Raw genomic sequence first — 19,355 nt, 5'->3', positions numbered from 1 at the left:
AATCCGTCGAGAGATAGCAGTCTATTCTTTGTATCTAATTTTTGCAGATAACGCCACCGTTCCTTGTCACGGTAGAAGTCTGTGTATTGCTCCCTCACGACTTCAAGCAGACAGCCTTGAATGGGGATAAACAGCTTGTCCATATAGGTCTGGTCGGATTCCCTGCAACGGCAGAACTCCGTGTAGGATAATTCCACATAGCCGCCACTTTCTCTGATATATACCTTTCTTGGTGCATATTTCACCATAAATACCTCCCATCTGAATTTTTGAAATGTAAAAAATCCAGATGGAGAGGCGGAGAACGACACCGCATATCAGAAACAGCCCTACGGCACTTTCCAACAAAAATCGACAAAAGAAAAACCGCAAAGGCTCTGTGACCTTTACGGTTATAGGAAATAGTAATTCTATTGTATGGAGATTGTACTTCTACTTTCAAGGTGAGAAGTACCGTTGCACTGGCAGAAATTTTTTTAACTGGTTTCCTGCCGTTCTCTGATATGCTATGTATTGATAAATTTTGCTTCGTATGAGCAGATAGATAACTGCCCGAAAAAAGGACATAAAAAAATCCCTCCAAATTTAAAAACAAATTCAGAGGGTAATTTAGGGTATAACAAAATAACCCACCCGAATATCGTTTTTTTTATTTGGTGAGTTTGTTCTTTCAAATACGAAACAAAAAGAGCCGATGATTCGTGAATTGTTCCACAATTTCATCGGCTCTGCGTCTTAAGCGTCTGGCTCTTTGATGACAGTTATCTTCAAGTTGTCAACTTTAATCAATCTTTCTTGTCTGCATTTTGGACAATAAAGGGGATAATTCTCCAAAACAGTGTCCTTCCTAATTTTATTACGGGTTTTGCTCCCACAAACAGGACACAATATCCATTCGCATTTCATCATAATTAGTCTCTAATCCTTTCAAATCTCATTTTATATGACTTTTGCAAGCTGTTAAGCTAACTTGTGGAACATATGCCGAACCTTATCTATACGGCTATTCGGGCGGCGGGGTTGGCAAATAAATTTACCAATAGCTGGCTGGTATCCTTTTAACTCTGTCAAGCAGACTCCCTGCCCATTTGTGAAATAAGTTAAATCGTTCCTGTATTCTTGAATACATCTAGCAGGGATTTCTCCTTTCAGAATGACCTCGTCATTCTTTATCTGAGTACTTACAATATCTGCACAATACCTTGGAGCATCATGATACGCCCGTGAGAGATATTCCTGCGGTGCATAAATTTCAAAGTGGAGATATGGCTCTAATAGTTCTGTCCCTGCTTTTTTTAAAGCCTGCTCCAATACGATAGGGGAAAGCAGCCGAAAGTCTGCGGGGGTACTTACAGGACTATAATACAATCCATATTCAAAACAGATTTTACAGTCTGTCACTTTCCATCCATACAGCCCCTGCTCGCAGCCATAAAGAACCCCCTCCATAACCGCATTTTGGAACGATTGATTTAAATATCCAAGTGAAACTCTGCTTTCATACTGCACTCCGCTTCCAATAGGGAGCGGCTCTATGGACAACCCGACAGAAGCCCAGAAAGGATTTGGCGGGACTTCTATGTGGATGGTATATTCTGCTTTTCTAAGCGGTCTTTCCATATATATAACAGTAGGCTCTTTTATTTCTGCCTCCACATGATATTTTTCCTCAAGGATGGCACAAATGACTTCCATCTGCACATTCCCCAAAAAAGAAAGTATAATCTCATGCGTTGTAGTATCCACATAATATTTTAAAAGAGGGTCGCAATCTGAAATTTCTGTAAGTGCCCCAAGCAATATTTCCCGCTGTTCAGATTTCTTTACTGCAATCGTTGTTTGGAGCATAGGGAGAGGATTTTCAATAAATTTTCTCTGCGGCAACAGTATTTCGTTCCCCAAAATACTGTTTAGCTGCAAAACATCATTTGGTAAAATTACAATATCACCAGAGCAGGCTGTATCGGATGAATATAATTCACCGTTTGTCGGAACCCACATCTCTGTGATTTTTATTTTCTCTTTTTCAGATATTCTAATAACATCCCTCAAATGCAATGTTCCGCTATATATACGCACATAAACAAAACGCCGCCTTTTCTCTGAATATTCAATCTTAAAAACCTGCCCGCATAGTTCAGATTGACCTTCAGGCGTTGATGAATAAAATTTACTGGCAATTACTTCTATAAGCTGCCGAATCCCCAGATTGTTTTTAGCGCTTCCGTGATAAACGGGAAATAACGTTCCGTTTTGGAATCTCCTGTTTTCTTCCTGTTCCAGTTCTGACATTTTAAACGGTTTCCCTGACATATATTTCTCTAATAGTTCATCGTTTCCCATAATTACCGCATCCCACTGTTCCATATCGTCATTGTCCGTTACATTTATATGGGGATGCTGCCCAACCTTTTGCTTCACTATAATTTCCGAAGAAAGCTTTGCTTTCATTTCCCGATATACCATTGGCAAATCAATCCCCTCTTGGTCAATTTTATTGATGAAAAAAATTGTCGGAATCTTCATTATCTGTAGTGCATGAAACAGTATACGGGTCTGTGCCTGTATGCCATCCTTTGCAGAAACTAATAATACTGCTCCGTCTAATACGGATAAAGAACGGTATACTTCCGCCAAAAAATCCATATGGCCTGGCGTATCTATAATGTTGACTTTTACATCCTCCCACTGAAAAGATGTCACTGCTGTCTGGATAGTGATTCCCCTTTGACGCTCCAAATTCATTGTATCTGTCCTTGTTGTGCCTTCATCTACGCTCCCTAGTTCTGCAATTGCACCACTGGTATACAATAAACTTTCCGTTAATGTTGTCTTTCCTGCGTCAACGTGAGCCAGAATGCCTATGTTAATTATTTTCATGTGATTTTCCTCCTATCAACACCCAAAAAAGGGCATAAAAATACCCAGTGATAAATACTCCTATCACTGGGTAAATAACTCCAATAGCCCCAAAACACTTATATGTTTTCGGGCATATAAAATTACATGATAAAAGTATTCTTAAACTGGGTACAAAAAACTAAGCCCCATATTAAAAGTGAAACGGGACTGCTACTTTTTGTTCCCACTATCAAATTGACAGTTTATTTAAGAATACCTTGCCGCATATTTATTAACTCCTTGTATAATACTGAATCTAATTATATTCCTTAACCCTTTATTTGTCAAGCTGACAAACTAAAGCAGAAAAAGCGGCAGGATTTCCCCCTGCCACTAATCATCTGTTTATGCAAAAATAATTTCCTTTTCCACAATCTCCCTCGCACAAGCCCTTATGTTATTGAGGCATCCTGTCCATTCTAAGGCGTTTTCTGCCTTTAGCTGTTCCGTTATGCCCTGTGCCTGTTTCATACCCTCTATGAGCCTTTCAAAGCGTTCCTGTGCCTGTCTGTTGATGTCGGCAAGGTAGGCGTTTAGCCTGCCGCTTGTAAGAAGATTGGTGTATGTAACTTTACGGTACTGTTTTAGATAATCTAAATGCCGTTGCCCCCAGATGCCTATTGCCTGTTCTTCTTCGGCGGGTACAGTTAAGCACGGTATCAAATAATCCCCTTGCCTTTCGTATTTGCCGCCCAGTTCCTCAAATAATGATTTTGCCATTGTCTGTTACCTCCACATTCTTTTTTATTTTGAATGTCCGCAAAATCCGTCCTACATCACTAGGACGCCATGGACAATCTAGGTCATGAGAAGCAATCAGTAGGTCTTGTACATTGGTTCCTGCTCCCATCTTCTGTGTCGAACCTAAAAGAATTCGTACCTTTCCTTCACGAACCTTAGAAAAAAGTTCCTTCTTTTTTGCATCGGTTGCCGCATCGTGAATGTAAGCAATCTCGCTCGAAGGAACTCCTTTATTGATTAGTTTTTGAAAGATATCATCGTAAACATTCATGAACGGAACCGATTCATTTTGTTCGATTTGTTCAAGAAAGGCTTTGGATGTTTTGGATGGGGTGGACATATCACAAAAGATAAGCTGCGTTGATTTTTTATCTTTTGTTTCTTCATAGATGCGCAAGACATTATCGATACAAGCATTGACTTTTCCATGTGGATAATCATCGAGGGAAGGATCGACAAGACGCTGATCTAATGCTAGTTTTCTTCCATCATTGGTGATTTTTAACATGTTATCTTCGGTTGGGTCGACATTACCATCACGTACCTTTTGTGCACGTTGGGCAAGTTCGGCTACGATTTCTTTTTGTTCTTCGCTTGGTTTGACAGCGACATTGTGATAATGAGCATTTGGTGTAGGAAGATTCAACATGTCAGCGGTCTTGATATCGGCAACTTCTTTGAACATGGATATTAGTTCTGGAAGATTGAAGAAACGAGCAAATCTTGTCTTCATACGATATCCAGTTCCTTCAGGAGCTAGTTCGATTGCACTGACCGTTTCACCAAATGTAGAAGCCCAGCTATCAAAATGCTCCAATCCATGTTGCTTCAATGTTCCATATTGAAGGTATCGTTGTATCGTATACATCTCGGTCATGGAATTGCTGATTGGTGTTCCTGTTGCAAACACGACGCCTTTACCACCAGTTATTTCATCAAGATATTGGCATTTCATGAACATATCCGATGATTTTTGTGCTTCGGTCTGTGATAGTCCAGCTACATTTCTCATCTTTGTATACAGGAATAAGTTTTTGTAGTTATGACTCTCATCGACAAATAAACGATCAACTCCAAGTTCTTCAAAGGAAATGACATCGTCTTTTCTCTCATCACTATTGAGCTTTTCTAAACGTTTTTTCAGTCCTTTTTTGGTCTTTTCCATTTGTTTGATCGAATATCCTTCGCCATTGTTTCTACGTAATTCCTGAATACCGAGTGTAATGCTTTCAATCTGGTCTTCGATAAGTTTACGTTGTCTTTCAACAGAAACAGGGATCTTTTCAAATTGACTGTGTCCAATGATGACGGCATCCCATTCGCCAGTAGCAATGCGAGAACAGAAGGTCTTTCGTTTGCTTTTCTCAAAGTCCTGCTTTCTTGCGACCAGGATATTGGCACTTGGATATAGTTGCAAAAATTCAGAACCCCATTGTTCGATTAAATGATTTGGTACGACAAACATGGATTTTTGTGCCATTCCTAGACGTTTCAATTCCATACAAGCCGCTGTCATTTCGAAAGTCTTGCCTGCACCCACCACGTGTGCAAGCAAGGTGTTTCCACCATATAAGATGTGGGCAATCGCATCTTTTTGATGCTTTCGTAATGAAATCTCGCTGTTCATATTCGGAAAATCAAGATGATCTCCATTATATTCGCGAGGACGTATAGAATTGAATAGCTCATTGTATCTCTTAACAAGATGTTCTCTACGATCAAAATCTTTCCATATCCAGTTCGCAAAAGCTTCTTTGATTGAATCTTGCTTTTGTTGGGCAATCGTCGTTTCTTTTTTGTTTAGAACAGCCACTTTTTTACCATCTTCATCATATTCATAATCAAAAATCTTGGTTGCTTTTAGATTCAAACAGTCTTCGATCAATCGATACGCATTGGCTCTATGTGTTCCATAGGTTTTTTCGGCTTTAGCATTTCCTCGATCCCAGTTCTTGTTGGATATGTTCCATTCGGCCGTTACGGAAGAATAAGACACCTGAATCCTTTCCTGGATAAATGGGGAAGGGGAAAGGATTTCAACAAGAAAATCATGATAGATTTCCGGTTCTATCCATGTGGCACCGATGCGAACTTCAATTTCTGAAGCAGTTAGATCTTGTGGCATGGCTTGTTTTAAAGCTTCTACATTTTCCTTATAGCTTGGATCGATCTCAGCAGAAAGTGAAGCTATCTTTAATTTCTCACGGACATTGCCACTTAGGTATTCATCCGCAGTCACATAAACATCCTCTTCATCATCGATGTGAGGGAGTTTATAGATGACACCTTTAAGATCATGGATCATCTTCTCTTTATCAAAACCCGTTAACTGATACATATAATCAAAATCGATTTGTCCTTTCTCCGAAAGAGATAACATCAAGGCTTCGTTAGAAGTTTCTGCTTTTTCAACGACGACATGTTTACGGATCGTTCTTTTTGTAAACATGTCTGCTTTCGATCTTAATGTTCCATCTTCATTGATGTTCTCTAAGGAACAAAGCAGATAGTAGGCACTGTCTTCTCTAAAAGCTAAACTATTTCCACGTGAGTTGATCAATCCGTACTTTTCTGTAAAGGTATCATAAAGATCGTTTAGCTTTTGTTGCTGTTCTAGGATGATCTTTTCATCATAGTCATCTTTTTGGTATTCAATCAGTTCACGTACACAGTCTCGTATTTCTATCATCCCAATGACTCGATTTTTAGCGGTCTGTGATAGTTCGATCTTGCTCATGATACTGTTTTCTCTAAAGTAGATATCTCCATCAACCATCGTGTAACTGAAGTTTCTGACCATTGGATCAGCAGGTATCGTAACGATGGTATCCTCTGGTTCATCAATCACGGATTCATCTAAGACCATTTCATCAATTTGCCCATGGATGTGCGTGATTGCTTCTTCCAATGATTGTTTGAGTGGAATATCTTCAAATGGGATGACAGTTAGATCATCACGACCATACATGGATTTTGCCATTTCAAAATGACCAAGCACCATCTCAGGATGTTCGTGAAAGTAGGTGTTGTATATTCGTCCATTTTCGTCGGTCTGTGTATAAAGCCAAGGAGCGTCATTGACCATTTGTCTTTCTCGCTTTTTTAGAATCAGGATATCACTGACAGCTTTGGTATTGGCACTTTCACTGAAGGTATCATTGGGAAGACGGATTGCTCCTAGTAATTCACAACGTTCATTGATATATTTACGGACCGATGAATTGGCTTTATCCATCGTATATTTCGAAGTGACAAAAAGGATCAAACCACCAGGACGAATCTTGTCGATGGTCTTTGCAAAGAAATAATCATGAATATTGAAGTTCAAACGATCATATCGTTTGTCCGATACTTTAAATTGTCCAAATGGAACGTTACCGATCGCAATGTCAAAGAAACTATCAGGCAAAGAAGTCTTTTCATAGCCTTCGACAGCAATATTTGCTTTTTGGTAAAGCTGTTTTGCGATTCGTCCCGTAATGGAATCCAGTTCAATTCCATATAGTTTAGAGGATTCCATAGAAGCAGGAAGCTTTCCTAAGAAGTTTCCAGTACCACAAGCTGGTTCTAGGATATTTCCATGATGAAATCCGAATCGTTCGATGATGGAATAGATGCTTTCTATGACGACAGGTGGTGTATAGAAGGCTGTTAGAGTCGATTCTCTAGCAGCATTGTATTCTTCTTCGCTTAATAAGCTCTTTAGTTCATGATATTCATTAGACCAGTTGGATTTTGATTCGTCAAAGGCATCGGATAGACCACCCCAGCCAACGTATTTCGCAAGGATATCCTGTTCTTCCTTCGTTGCCAGTCTTCCTTCTTCTTCCAAAGAAAAAAGCAACCTGATGGCTGCTATATTGTTTCGATATCTTTCTTTCGGAGTCCCTGCACCAAGATGCTCATCTAAGATTTGATAATTGATCTTCTCTAGAGGTAGGGGAGTTTCATCTTGTTGTTCTTGTGAAATAGAAGGATTGTTAGTATAGATGATGTTGTGATCCTCGTCATAATCGTAGAAATAAACACCAATCTTTGTTTCATCTTTGTATATCTGTTCAGACTCAATATAATATCCTTTTTGTTTGATATTTCCTAGCCATTGGATCGCATAATCATATAGTTCCGTTTCAAATTCTGGGTCCGTACCATTATGCAGATCATATTCTAGACCAACGATCGGATTGTTGAAATAGAAAGGAACGATTTCATTGTTTTCAATATCAAATTCAAATTGCATGTGTGGATCCATGACCTCACGACCTTCGATCTCATAAACATGGTACATATCGATGATATTTGTTTCCTGATCAAAAGCGATAACAAAAGTATGATCTCTATCGTTTCCTATTTCATAAGATAGATAAGGACTTGTTCCATTGATAAGACTAGGAGCAATGTCCTTGAAACGTTCATATAATCGTTCTTGTTTATCTTCACTTATAATAGTTTCTTGAACGGTATCCGCAGGTGCTTCTATTTCGACCAGAAGATTGTCGTTTAATGGATTTTCTTTTAAAAGGGATATGAATTCCTGTCGGCTCATGTAATCAATGAATAAAGGAAAATTCTTATTTTGAATGGCTATATCTTGTCCATCTTCAAGAATGGTATATTCATCAACACCTTTATAGACAGTATCACCGATTTTCCATCTGTATTCCTTGATGGTTTCTATTTTATCCTCTATATCTGTTTCTTGCACGGTGTCCATATTTATTGAATCAGCAAGCTGTTGTCGTTCGTATTCCAGTTCATGATTTATCTGTTCCTGCAAAAAAGTAGGGTAGTATTCTTTTTCTTTTGGTGAAAGATAACGGTCTAACTGAACAAGTTCATTGATTCGTTTTGCGACTTTCTTCCAGTTAAGCGTGACTGAGATTTCCATTTCTCCGATCTGTCTTGAACGAGATAATTCGATGCCTTTAGCATCATAATTCATATCGATAAGTCCAAAAGCTGGATGAGATCCACCAATTCCATATTCATGTTTGAGAAACTCTGCATTTTTATCATTTGATTCATGACGAAGCATTTGTTGGTAGATTCGCATCTTTCCTTGGTCAAATCCACTGCCTCTTGTTAGGATGTGATCAATTTCTTCTTGCGAAAAGAAAATTCCGTTGTTGAGTTGTTCTTCATTTTCATAGATAGCATTTTGTTGTTCCAATGAGGATGGAATCTGAACACTTGGATCAAAATAACGTGATAGGATCATGCCTTCAATTTCTCCATCTACAACGCTCCATGAATAATTTGTAGAAGCTGCTTGGTCATCATAATGTCCCATGTAGATGTGAAGATGGTCATCTTCTTTCTTAAATCCTAAAGTGATACCATCGACAACAATCTCTATGACCTCTTTCGGATAGAATTCCTTGATAAATTCGGTTCTTTTATCCTTATCCGTTTCTGATTTAAGGTAAGAAATAATCTCTGATGAACTCTTTAAGAACTGTGGATGATAGGCAAACAGATAATAATCGACATTTCTGTTCATCGTCTTGTTGTAGAAAGCTTTTTGAATTGGAGACATCTTATTGTAAGTAGGAATAAGATATTCACCACTTTCAATCAGTTTTGATACTTCGTTTTGTAGTTCAAAGAACGTGAGATAAGACAACGATTTTTGATCAAGATAATTTCCTGACCATACTTCTAATCCATGATCCTTTTTCTTATACCCTATATAGGAAAAGTCATATCGCTCTGGTTTTCTGAACGTTTGTACCAATGTATCGTCATAGCAGGATTCAAGAAAGATAGCGCGTTCTTCATCATCACCATGTTCGTTAAAGAATTGTTGAATCTCTTCTTTTGTGTGCTGTAAAGAAACATCTTCTCTAAGCAATGTAGGAAGATCGGATAAATCAAAAGGTGGTAAAGTATTTTCTTCACCACCAAATCCTAAATCTAGTTGTAGATCAGTTCGTTGAGGATCATTTCCTCGGCCTGTTGTTTGAGATTGTTCATGTGTTGTACCCATTCCATTTGATGTGTTTCTTTGTTGGGAGCGGGTTGATTCTGTAATAATTGATTCATCAGGATATCCATTCTCTGCTTGGCTTGTATATCGATTTCTTTTAAGTGATTGTTGAGTTCGTTCTTTGCCTTCAAGGCTAACAGATAACCTGGATGGTTTGTCTTGAGGTAATTGTATCTCAACCTTGCGTAATGACTGTTGAACACTGGTTGTTCCGGCTTCAGATCTGGAAATAGGAAATCCCCAACTTGATTGTATTGAATTGTTTTCATCTGAAACGCTCCTTTCTTTTTCTTCGCTCTTATTTTGCCTTGTTTTTTTGTTTTCTTCAAATGTACGAATCATGATTTCTCTTGATTTTAAAGAAATATCTGTCATTCCTATTTCGCAGAGATCTCTAGAAGCGATACCTAATTGAGATATCGTATCCAAAGTATCAAAATCTCTTATAGCGTAGAAATCATCTTCGGTAAAATAATTATCCGGATCCACTCCACTACGGTGAAGGATTTGATAAGCCATGGAATTCGTTAGCAGGTTTTTAAATTTGCCTTCGATTTCATGATCTTCAAGTTCAGATAAAATGCTTTCTTGATTAAATTTCTTTAAACTTGAGAAATAATCTTGATAATTATCTTCAACGATGGTCTTTGACATCAAGATGACAGCTTGGCCATAGTCGAGTGTTGATTCAAATGGACCATATTTATCAACAATCATTTCTATGAACTCTTCCTCGTTTGTCATGTCAACTGACCATAAATGAAGTGGTTTATTTTCTGGGCTACGTGTATCCGAAATATCGAAAACATATCTAAGTGTTCCATTTTCATTAAGAAGTGCAATTCCTTTTGAGCCTCGTTTGATCCAACGATGAAGCTTATCGTTCCATGTTTCATAACTTGCACAGGCTCTTGCATCAGGTCGTTGTGCATAGATAAGCAGTTGGTCATCAAAAGAGAATTTATACATCCAAGCAGAAGTCTTTAGAAACGACATCCAATGTTGAGGGGAGCTGGATATAGATTCTATTTGATTTGACCATAACTCATGGGTGTATTCATATTTGTTGTTCACTGTGTTCCTCCTTTCGACAAAAAAGAGACTTCAAAATATTTGAAATCTCTTGCGTGTGATATTTTGGGTTCATTTTTACATTTAGCTTATTTTAGTTAGATATTTCTTTAAAAGAAAAGCACAGAAATAAGGGAAAGTATATATGTTATTGGCTAATCCAATATTGCCTGATATAAATTTGATACCAAATTGAATATCAGGATAGTGATCACTCGTGATCAATGTACGCAAAGATCTTGCAGTTCCATTTGATGCTTTTACTTCCACTGGAATTAGATTCTTTTTGTTTCGAACAAAAAAATCTTGTTCCAAAGTTGAATTGTCTTTTTTATAGTAGTACAGGTCATATCCTGCTTTAACCAAGGCTTCGCCCACTATATTTTCATAAAGCGCCCCTTTATAAACACCTAAGTTTTTGTTTACTCTCAGATCTTCTTGCGCTTCATCGTCTAGCATGGAAACTAATAAACCGGAATCTGCAAAATATATCTTAAACTTGGTCTCGTCATAGTTCCCTTTGAGTGGAAGCTCAGGAAATTGCATGCAGTAACAAATGTTAATGATACCTGCATCCTTTAACCATTCGATACACCCTCGATAATCTCTAAATCGAGCATTGGATGCAACTTTCGTGATTTGGAATTTTTTATTGTCTTTTGCCAATTGCACAGGAATATGGTCAAAAACATTTGTGATTCGCGTTTGATCCATGCCATCGGCATATTTTCTTATATCTTCTTTATAATCGGCAACAAGTTGTTTTTGAATGTCAATAGAGCCTTCAAAAGTTCCTTTTTCGATATATTCTCGAACAACCGCTGGCATTCCTCCTAAGATACAGAAATCTAAAAAGAGTGAAGAATAGATGGACATTTCAATTTCATTAAATGGTTTTAATTGAATCATATGATCTAACATTTCCTGAATGGTTGATTCGTCGTATCCTTTGGCCCATAGAAATTCTTCAAAATCTAAAGAAAACATTTCGTAATCTGTTTTATATCCAACACTATTGCTTTCTATTCTTTGATAGTTAATGCCTAAAAGAGAACCGCTGCATATTACATCAAAACGCCCGTCTATTTGAAAAAATTTGAGAGATGTAGCAATTTCCGGAAAATCTTGCAATTCATCAAAAATAATAAGTGTTTCGTTCTCGAGAAATTGCTTAGATGGATCGATTCTGGATATGTTTTTGATGATATCTTGTGCTTTATATCCATCTGAAGTTATCATCTTATAATTTGGTTCTTCTACAAAGTTGATGTAAACAACACTCTTATAATTTTGATGACCAAATCGAGTGATAGATTCTGTCTTACCTACTTGTCTTGAGCCTTTAATGATCAAAGGTTTCTTATTTGGGCTTGTTTTCCAATTTAACAAATAACTATCTACTTTTCGTTTTAAATATATCATCGTATATCCGCTCCTTTACTTATTAGTATAAACAGAATTAAAGAGATGAACAACATAAAACACAAAAAAATAGCTTATTTATAAAGTTTTATGCACATTTTATGAGGATGATTTTCAATGTTTAACACAAAATCAATTTTGTTGTTTACATCTGATAGGTTAGGAACGGACTATCTGGCTTTGGTCGGAAAGATATTTTTTGCCATTTTATGTGTATATTGATTTAAGGTGATTGCTTTAGAGGACAAGTATTCAATGTCCTTTACTTCATCGATCAAACGGTAATGATACTTATCTAGTGGAATTGGCTGATAGCTTAATATCGTTCCTTCAAAATTTACAGTAATATGCTTACCAATAATTATCGTTTCGAACGGATGGCAATCATCTTCTTGAAGTTCATATTTGTATATATTTTTAGGAATGATACTATTGCTGATTCTTATATCGGTAAATAGAACGTGTTGACCAAAGAGAAGCCATTGTTCGAATTTCTCTTTGTGTAATGTCTCGATGGTATCTATCATCGAACATGCTCCTTGTTCTTCGGCTTGATTTTTCTGTATTGTATATTCAAATGATCCTCCATCATTTCATTACATCTTTTTTTATAGTCCTCATAGGCATCTTTAAATCTTGAATGGTAATGTCCGATATCAAATCCTTTTATGCGAGAAGGTGTTGTCCTCCATGTAACAAATGGGGAAGGAGCTTTTGGATTATGTGCAATCACGACAGATTTATCACCAACTTTAGTTTCTCCAATTATCTTGTAATTTCCGTTTCTTTCTTGATATAGATTCATGATATCAACATTTTCAAGCCCTAATAAGGAGATGACTTCTGGTGTGATACCACTTTTCTTACAATGATCTAAGTAGGAATACAGCCCGTCTTGATGTTGGATGTCATCTTTCCATTCCTTGACTGCACACCATATATTGTAATGTTCTTCAAGGGGTATATATTCGATCTGATAGCCATCTTCTAGATCAGATAAAAGATAATCATCAATATTAAAATCCCAATCCGGGACATTTTGATAGGCTACATTCTTATCTTCGCTCAATGTAATACATCGTATTTCATCTGGATCCAATTTTGAACTAGCGATACAAAGATAAAAAGGAGATAGGGTATCTCCTTTTTTTGATAAGATGTAGTTTATTTTCATATCTTTCTCATCATGTTCGTGAAACGATTGTCTTGCTATATCAATGACTTTTTTTACTTGATTATTCATGTTTCTTTTCACCTAACTTTATCAACGTTTCGTTCAACTCTTCTTGAATTGTATGAGTGCTGGTTATATCGTTCAAAACAATTGATAAAAAATCATAAAAAGCAGATTTAAAATCTCTATATGTTGTTCCTTTGGGATTTTCTAATGATTCGATGATATATCCATTTTCATCATGATCTAAATAAACATAATTATCGCATTTATTGTAAGAAAGTATCATTTTCTCATCTTTCAAATAAATGGCATATAAATTATTGATGATGCTATCAGAATACTCAGATAATAGGATAGAATTAATTCCAGAAGAACGACTAAATTCAAGATATCTGATAATCATATCTTCTTTAGGATCTAAGATATCCATATAGTAGTCTATAAAATCCCATAATTTTGCATGAGTTGGAATATCAATGAATACCGGTTCATATTTCTCGTCCATCAAAGAAAGAAGATAGCCTTCTTCACAGACTCCTGTTTCTTCAGAGAAAATTGGATGAGAGTATGTTAAGTCTTCTAGTGATATTGATTCATCAGCGGTAACAGAGTTAAATATACATTCAATTTCATCAACAGGATCATGAATGCCGATAACAAATTGTGGCTTTCTTTCATTCTTCATGAAGATATATTTAATTTGTGGATCGATAAACAATCGTGATTCATATACAGTTTTATTAGCTAATAGATACATATTTTTTTTAATTAATTTATTCATCATTTTTTCCTTCTTTCTTTTTCATGTATAAATAGTCAAGTGCCTCTATTTGTTCATCTTTGTCATACTCATCGGTATGATTTAGGATAAATAGAACTGCTTTTTTCTGTAGCAATTTATCTCTAGGCAGATCGGAAATAAAGACACCTTCATTTGAAGCAATCGTTTCTAATAAATCTTTATCATGAACAAAAGGGAGATGTGTTCTCCCTTTGTTTAATGATTTTTTTGTTTGTTGACTTCCTTGATGCGAAACCAAATGCGTAGGCTAATGATCAAGCAAGATAAGATAATAAATATGAGCAGGATAATGAGTGATAGGTTATTTTTCATCAACATCATCCTTCTTTCGCTTTCTAGCAAGTAATGCCATCACCGCAAGAATACTGATTCCACTTAATCCTAACCATAGACCAAGATTTGTCTGGTCTCCAGTTTGTGGAATCTCAGGAATAAGTTTATCTTTCATAGTGATCTTCGTTCCATCTTTTGCAGTGAAGGTAATGCTTTCGGCAAGTTCATATCCTTTTGGAGCAATTTTTTCGGTTAAGATATATTCTTTTCCTTCCACAAGATATTTGATCTTATGAGGTTCATCAGTAGATACCCACTCATCGATAATCTTTCCTGTTTCTTTATCTGTAACCTGCATCTTAGCACCAGGCAATTCTTTTCCAGTTGTGATATCGACTTTACTGAATTCCATTTCAGTTGGTTTGTTTTCGCAGACGATCGTCAATACATCTCCGTCTTGTTTGACTTCAACTTTATAGATATGATCATTGATAACATATCTATCGACTGGTTTTGCTTCTTGAATAAAATATGTTCCAAGTTCAAGATCTTTAAAGCTTGCGATTCCTTTTTCATCAGTTTTTGATGATTGGATGACTTCGCTCATATCTTCATGAATGGAGATGTTAAATTCAACATCTTTCATGACTTTATCTAGATCGCTGCTATCTTTCTTTTGAACATAGATATCGCCGCGAGCTAACTCATTAGGAACCTTTCCATCTAAACCGATCGTTACGACATAATGAGAAACATCCTGACCTTTATATCCAATTTCAAAGTCGTATTCTGTATCATTCAATACATATTGATCGTTGGTTGCAAGTTCTTTGATGAAGTAAACACCATTAGGAAGATCTGGAACCGTTTCTAAATGTCCTTCTTTTGTGATTTCAGTTGTTGAGATCATCGTTCCATGTTCGATGGCAACATTGCCCATATAATCATATATATCTTCTCTAGCAAAGATTCCAAAAACGATATCTTTATAGGCATCTTCATCTTTAAAGATTTCTTGTTCTTCCAATACTTTTGTCATATCGATATCAAAAGTAGGGCGTTCGTTTTTAAGCGTTGATTCAATGATCTGGATTTCATTGATCTGGTTGTCTTCAATTTTAAAGAAATGTTTGTTGGTATCGATGACATATCCATGTGGAGTTGTAGTTTCTTTGTAGTAATAACGACCTACAGGAAGTTCTTTACTGAATACGTAATCCCAGTCAGATTCTAGGGTTTGAATTTCTTCATCGGCTTTGTAATACGTATGGTTACCAATTTTGATATCTTCTGCAGCATAAATTGTGATCTTTGCACCTAGAAGGTTGGATTTGTTCCATACAGGGCTTTCTGTTTTTCCAAATTCCGTTTGACCTGTAACCACTTGATCAAAGATTTCACCGGATTTTCTCCACTTTAATTGACCAACAACAAGTTCGTCTTTCATCTCTATTTTTTGAATTTCTCCAGTGTCACTGATAGTAAATTCGATATCTTGTGCAAGAGCAAATCCATGAGGGGAGCTAATTTCTTTAAGGATATATGTCTTTCCAACTTCAAGACCTTTGATCATGTGAGGCTTGATCGTACCATCTTCATTGACACCATCTTGTCCACTGATCCATGAATCAAAGATAGCTCCTTCATCATCTTTAGGATATATAGTTAGGAAAGCACCGGCAATTTCTTCATCATTGGTTATGTCTTTCTTAGAAACTTCGACTTTGATGATCTTATTTTCGAATGTTTTGTTGTAGATGATCGTATGAACATCTTGTCCTTGATAGGATCCATCAAATTCAAAGACTTCATCTGTTGATGCATAACCGATAGGGGCTTTGATTTCCTTGATATAGTATTGATCTAATGGGAGATCCGCTTCAAAGTCCAATATTCCTTCTTTATTGCTTTTTGTTTTTTCAATAAGTTGATTTGCCTTCACTAATATGTTGCCTTTGTTGTCTTTGATATCATTCTTTGCATAAAGACCAAACACAGCACCAGCCAAAGCAGTATGTGTTTCGCTATCTTCTTTTAAGATATTTAAAGCAATCTTTTGTCTTTCATTGTGGAATGATGTCTCATCAAATACAACTTCTGTATTCTGATCTTTGTAGATAAGCTCTACTTCATGTTTTTCTTCATTGATGATGAAACCGTTAGGAGCTTTCTTTTCGATAACATAGTATTTTCCTAGAGGAAGTTTTTTACTGACGGCTTTTCCTTCTGTTGTCGTTGTCACTGTATCCATCAATGTATCTTTCTTAAACAATACGCTGCCATCAGCAGGATCTAAGATATCCTCATTTGCATAAATGTTATAAGTTGCACCAGCTAGGAATGCATCTTCATAGAAGAATTGAATATTTCCTTTATCATCTTTCTTGATGGAAGTTAAGATTTCTCCATTTTTTTCGATAGAAATAGTTCCTTTGACAGCCACATTTTCCATGCTGACCGTGATATAAGAATCTCCATCGGAATCAATATTTCCAACTTGATCTCGTTTGATTACAAAAGGTTTGCTTTTTGAGTTTAATAGATAACCTTCTGGAGCTTTAATTTCTTCCAATTGATAATTACCAGGTTCTAGCTTTAGAGGTAGGATGACATATCCGTTGTTGGTACTAAATTCATCAACCCAGACACCGCTAACTTTTTGTGACACATATTTATCCGTGTCTAAATTCTTGACTTTAAAAACAGCATTTGAGAGGGTAATTTGTTTACCCGTTTCTTCATCCACTTTGATCAGTTTTAAATAATAATCACTTGGGCGGTTGTTGATATGATAGTGCATTTTACCATCTTCGCCCATTTCTAATGCATTGCCTTGTGTATTCGTTCCTCGAACAACAGCTTTTCCGTTTTCTTCATACACTTCAAAAGTAAAAACACCTTCTAAAATATCTGTTTCTTCTGCGTTGGTGCCACGTTTTGTTTGTTGGATAACATATTTACCAAAAGCTAGTTTACCAGAAGCAGCGTGTCCTTCTTTATTGGTCGTAAGCACGGCATATTCTTGAGTTGAACGATTCTTTTTTGCATATTCCAAAGCTTTTTGAATATCTTTGTTATTTGCTACATAATCCGTCTCTAAAACAGCAACAAACTCAGCCCCTTTTTCATTTGTCACGATTTCAGAAGCATCACCATCTGTAATGGTCTTTACCAATTCAAATTCTCCTGTTAATACTTCTTCTTTTACAATAGGTTGATTGTACGTGTAGACAGATTCATCGTTACCTTCGGATGTGATGGTACGAACGAATGTTTCTGAATTCAGATAATAACCTGTTGGAGCCTTCGTTTCTTGAATGGTCAGTGTACCCAGTGGGAAAGTGGCCAATCCTAAAGAATTATAATAGAAATCATCACCGGATACCTTGTGTTCTTCATCGATAGAGATGAATCCATCTTCATCTGTCGCGAATACAAAAGTTTTGTCCGGTTTGATATTCTCCAATGCAGGATCGTTTCCATAGATTCCTTTATAGAATTTGACAGTAAACTCTGCACCGGCAAGAGAAGCACTTCCTTGCGGTTTGTTTAAATTGGTATCTTTATCGACTTTTCCTAGAAGAATGCTAATAGGATCCGACTGTGGATAATCGGTAAATTCTCTTGTTGTTAGTTTCCCAGACTCAATTTGTACAGGATAAATATTTTGATCTAACGCATATCCCTTAGGAGCTTTTGTTTCCTTTATATAATACGTACCAACTTTTAGATTCTTAACAATATTTGATGTATTATCCTTACCAATCGTTAGTGTATCAACACGATTGGTTGCATTGCTATCCGTGAAAATGCCATATTCTGCTCCTTCAAGAGAATAGCAGGAATTGCCATCTGTGATTTCTGGATTGTACGATTTTTTTGAAATTTGTAATTCTCCTGTTGGCATAGGATTGATAAAAAATAGATCTTGAAAAGGGGATGGCTGACCTTGCCAGTTTGTTCCGGTTCCAGCGATTTCCACTCTATAAGCAACATATCCATATTGGATTGGATCCGGCATTCCATAGATTGAATTTACGATCGATCCTACATTAAGGTTCCAATGATATCCATTATATGTGGCCTTGGAAATACAAGTTCCACAATATGCATTGGATAAAGCCTCATTGGTCAAGACGACAGCACCGGCTTCTCCATATTGAGAAGTTAATATATCTCCAGGGCCTCCGAAGCCATAATACAAGGCTTTGCGGACATTAGAATTGTCATAAACTGTTGGTTCGGATGTTGGAGTTCCTGGGTCAGGCGACGCATTTAATGCTTCACCGCAAAAAGCATAACTTCCGTTCGATAAAGTCCATCTTCCGTTATGAATGCTACCAGCACCGTTTGCCCAAGTAAACTCTTCAAGTCGGGAAACGGACCATCCTCCAGCTCGAGCTTTAGATTTACCATATCCATTGAATCCTTTTGGGAAAAAAGATGCATCATATGATTCGTCTGTACTTGGGGTGTTAGAAGAACTTTCGTCTGAGATTGAGTTACTTAAATCGAGTTGTGCACCTTTTTTATCAAAGATAACTTGAAAATTAGATTCTATATCAGTAGTGGTATATATAATTTCTTTTTCGCATTCATCTTCGGTGAATTCTGGAATTGTTTTTCCTTGATTTGTAATATTTGAAATCAAATATCCTTCATTCGCTTGAATGTTTATCTGAATCTCTGTTCCGCATGGATAACTCGAAGAAAATGTTTGACCTTTTGATATGTCGTGATTTCCTTCAAAGTCGATTACAGTTGCTGTACCTTCACCAGTTAATGATAGAGAAAAAGGGAAAGATTCGACTGTTGGTTCAAGATTCTCACTTATTTCATTGGCTCGTATAGGTATCCACTGATTTAATGTGATAAATAAGGATAGGATACAAATAAAGAAATATTTTAATTTATATTGCATGTTTTGTTCTCCTTTCTTTGCAATGTTAATAAATATCGAGCTTATAACTTTGTTTTGTTTG

The 19,355-nt window shown here is 36.5% G+C and carries 11 protein-coding genes; all 11 read right to left on the bottom strand.

Features of this window, described 5'->3' with window-relative positions; all coding sequences use genetic code 11:
* Positions 1–248 (bottom strand): hypothetical protein (locus HMPREF0367_RS10255; protein WP_428829650.1); only part of this gene is annotated, 248 nt, incomplete at its 3' end.
* Between the two features lie 487 nt (positions 249–735).
* Positions 736–906 (bottom strand): cysteine-rich KTR domain-containing protein, encoded by a 171-nt coding sequence (locus HMPREF0367_RS10240; RefSeq protein ID WP_004614788.1) that lies wholly within the window; start codon positions 904–906, stop codon positions 736–738.
* 54 nt (positions 907–960) lie between these two features.
* A complete protein-coding gene (tet(O), locus tag HMPREF0367_RS05120; protein ID WP_035401840.1) occupies positions 961–2,880 on the bottom strand; it encodes a tetracycline resistance ribosomal protection protein Tet(O) in 1,920 nt (639 codons plus the stop codon).
* Between the two features lie 366 nt (positions 2,881–3,246).
* Entirely contained in the window at positions 3,247–3,621 is a 375-nt protein-coding gene (locus tag HMPREF0367_RS05115; RefSeq protein WP_001129922.1) for a TnpV protein, read from the bottom strand.
* Positions 3,602–10,702, bottom strand: a complete 7,101-nt coding sequence (locus HMPREF0367_RS10035; protein ID WP_051335184.1) for a DEAD/DEAH box helicase family protein — start codon at positions 10,700–10,702, stop codon at positions 3,602–3,604. The genes HMPREF0367_RS05115 and HMPREF0367_RS10035 overlap by 20 nt, the downstream gene beginning before the upstream one ends.
* A gap of 81 nt (positions 10,703–10,783) precedes the next feature.
* Positions 10,784–12,121, bottom strand: coding sequence for an ATP-binding protein (locus HMPREF0367_RS05105; protein WP_211237379.1), 1,338 nt, complete (start codon positions 12,119–12,121; stop codon positions 10,784–10,786).
* A gap of 170 nt (positions 12,122–12,291) precedes the next feature.
* Positions 12,292–12,648 (bottom strand): LPD28 domain-containing protein, encoded by a 357-nt coding sequence (locus tag HMPREF0367_RS05100; RefSeq protein ID WP_035401836.1) that lies wholly within the window; start codon positions 12,646–12,648, stop codon positions 12,292–12,294.
* A complete protein-coding gene (locus HMPREF0367_RS10030) occupies positions 12,645–13,364 on the bottom strand; it encodes a hypothetical protein (protein WP_051335183.1) in 720 nt (239 codons plus the stop codon). The genes HMPREF0367_RS05100 and HMPREF0367_RS10030 overlap by 4 nt, the downstream gene beginning before the upstream one ends.
* Positions 13,357–14,079: a hypothetical protein gene (locus HMPREF0367_RS05090; protein WP_035401834.1), complete on the bottom strand. Its 723-nt coding sequence runs from the start codon at positions 14,077–14,079 to the stop codon at positions 13,357–13,359. The genes HMPREF0367_RS10030 and HMPREF0367_RS05090 overlap by 8 nt, the downstream gene beginning before the upstream one ends.
* A complete protein-coding gene (locus tag HMPREF0367_RS05085) occupies positions 14,072–14,338 on the bottom strand; it encodes a hypothetical protein (RefSeq protein WP_035401831.1) in 267 nt (88 codons plus the stop codon). Before HMPREF0367_RS05085 ends, HMPREF0367_RS05090 begins: the two co-directional genes overlap by 8 nt.
* A 63-nt stretch (positions 14,339–14,401) precedes the next feature.
* Entirely contained in the window at positions 14,402–19,294 is a 4,893-nt protein-coding gene (locus HMPREF0367_RS05080; RefSeq protein WP_051335182.1) for an LPXTG cell wall anchor domain-containing protein, read from the bottom strand.
* Positions 19,295–19,355 lie beyond the last annotated feature (61 nt).

It is taken from the genome of Faecalitalea cylindroides ATCC 27803 (assembly GCF_000469305.1).
Classification (GTDB): Bacteria; Bacillota_I; Bacilli_A; order Erysipelotrichales; family Erysipelotrichaceae; genus Faecalitalea; species Faecalitalea cylindroides.
This window is presented reverse-complemented; position numbering and strand designations above follow the sequence as displayed.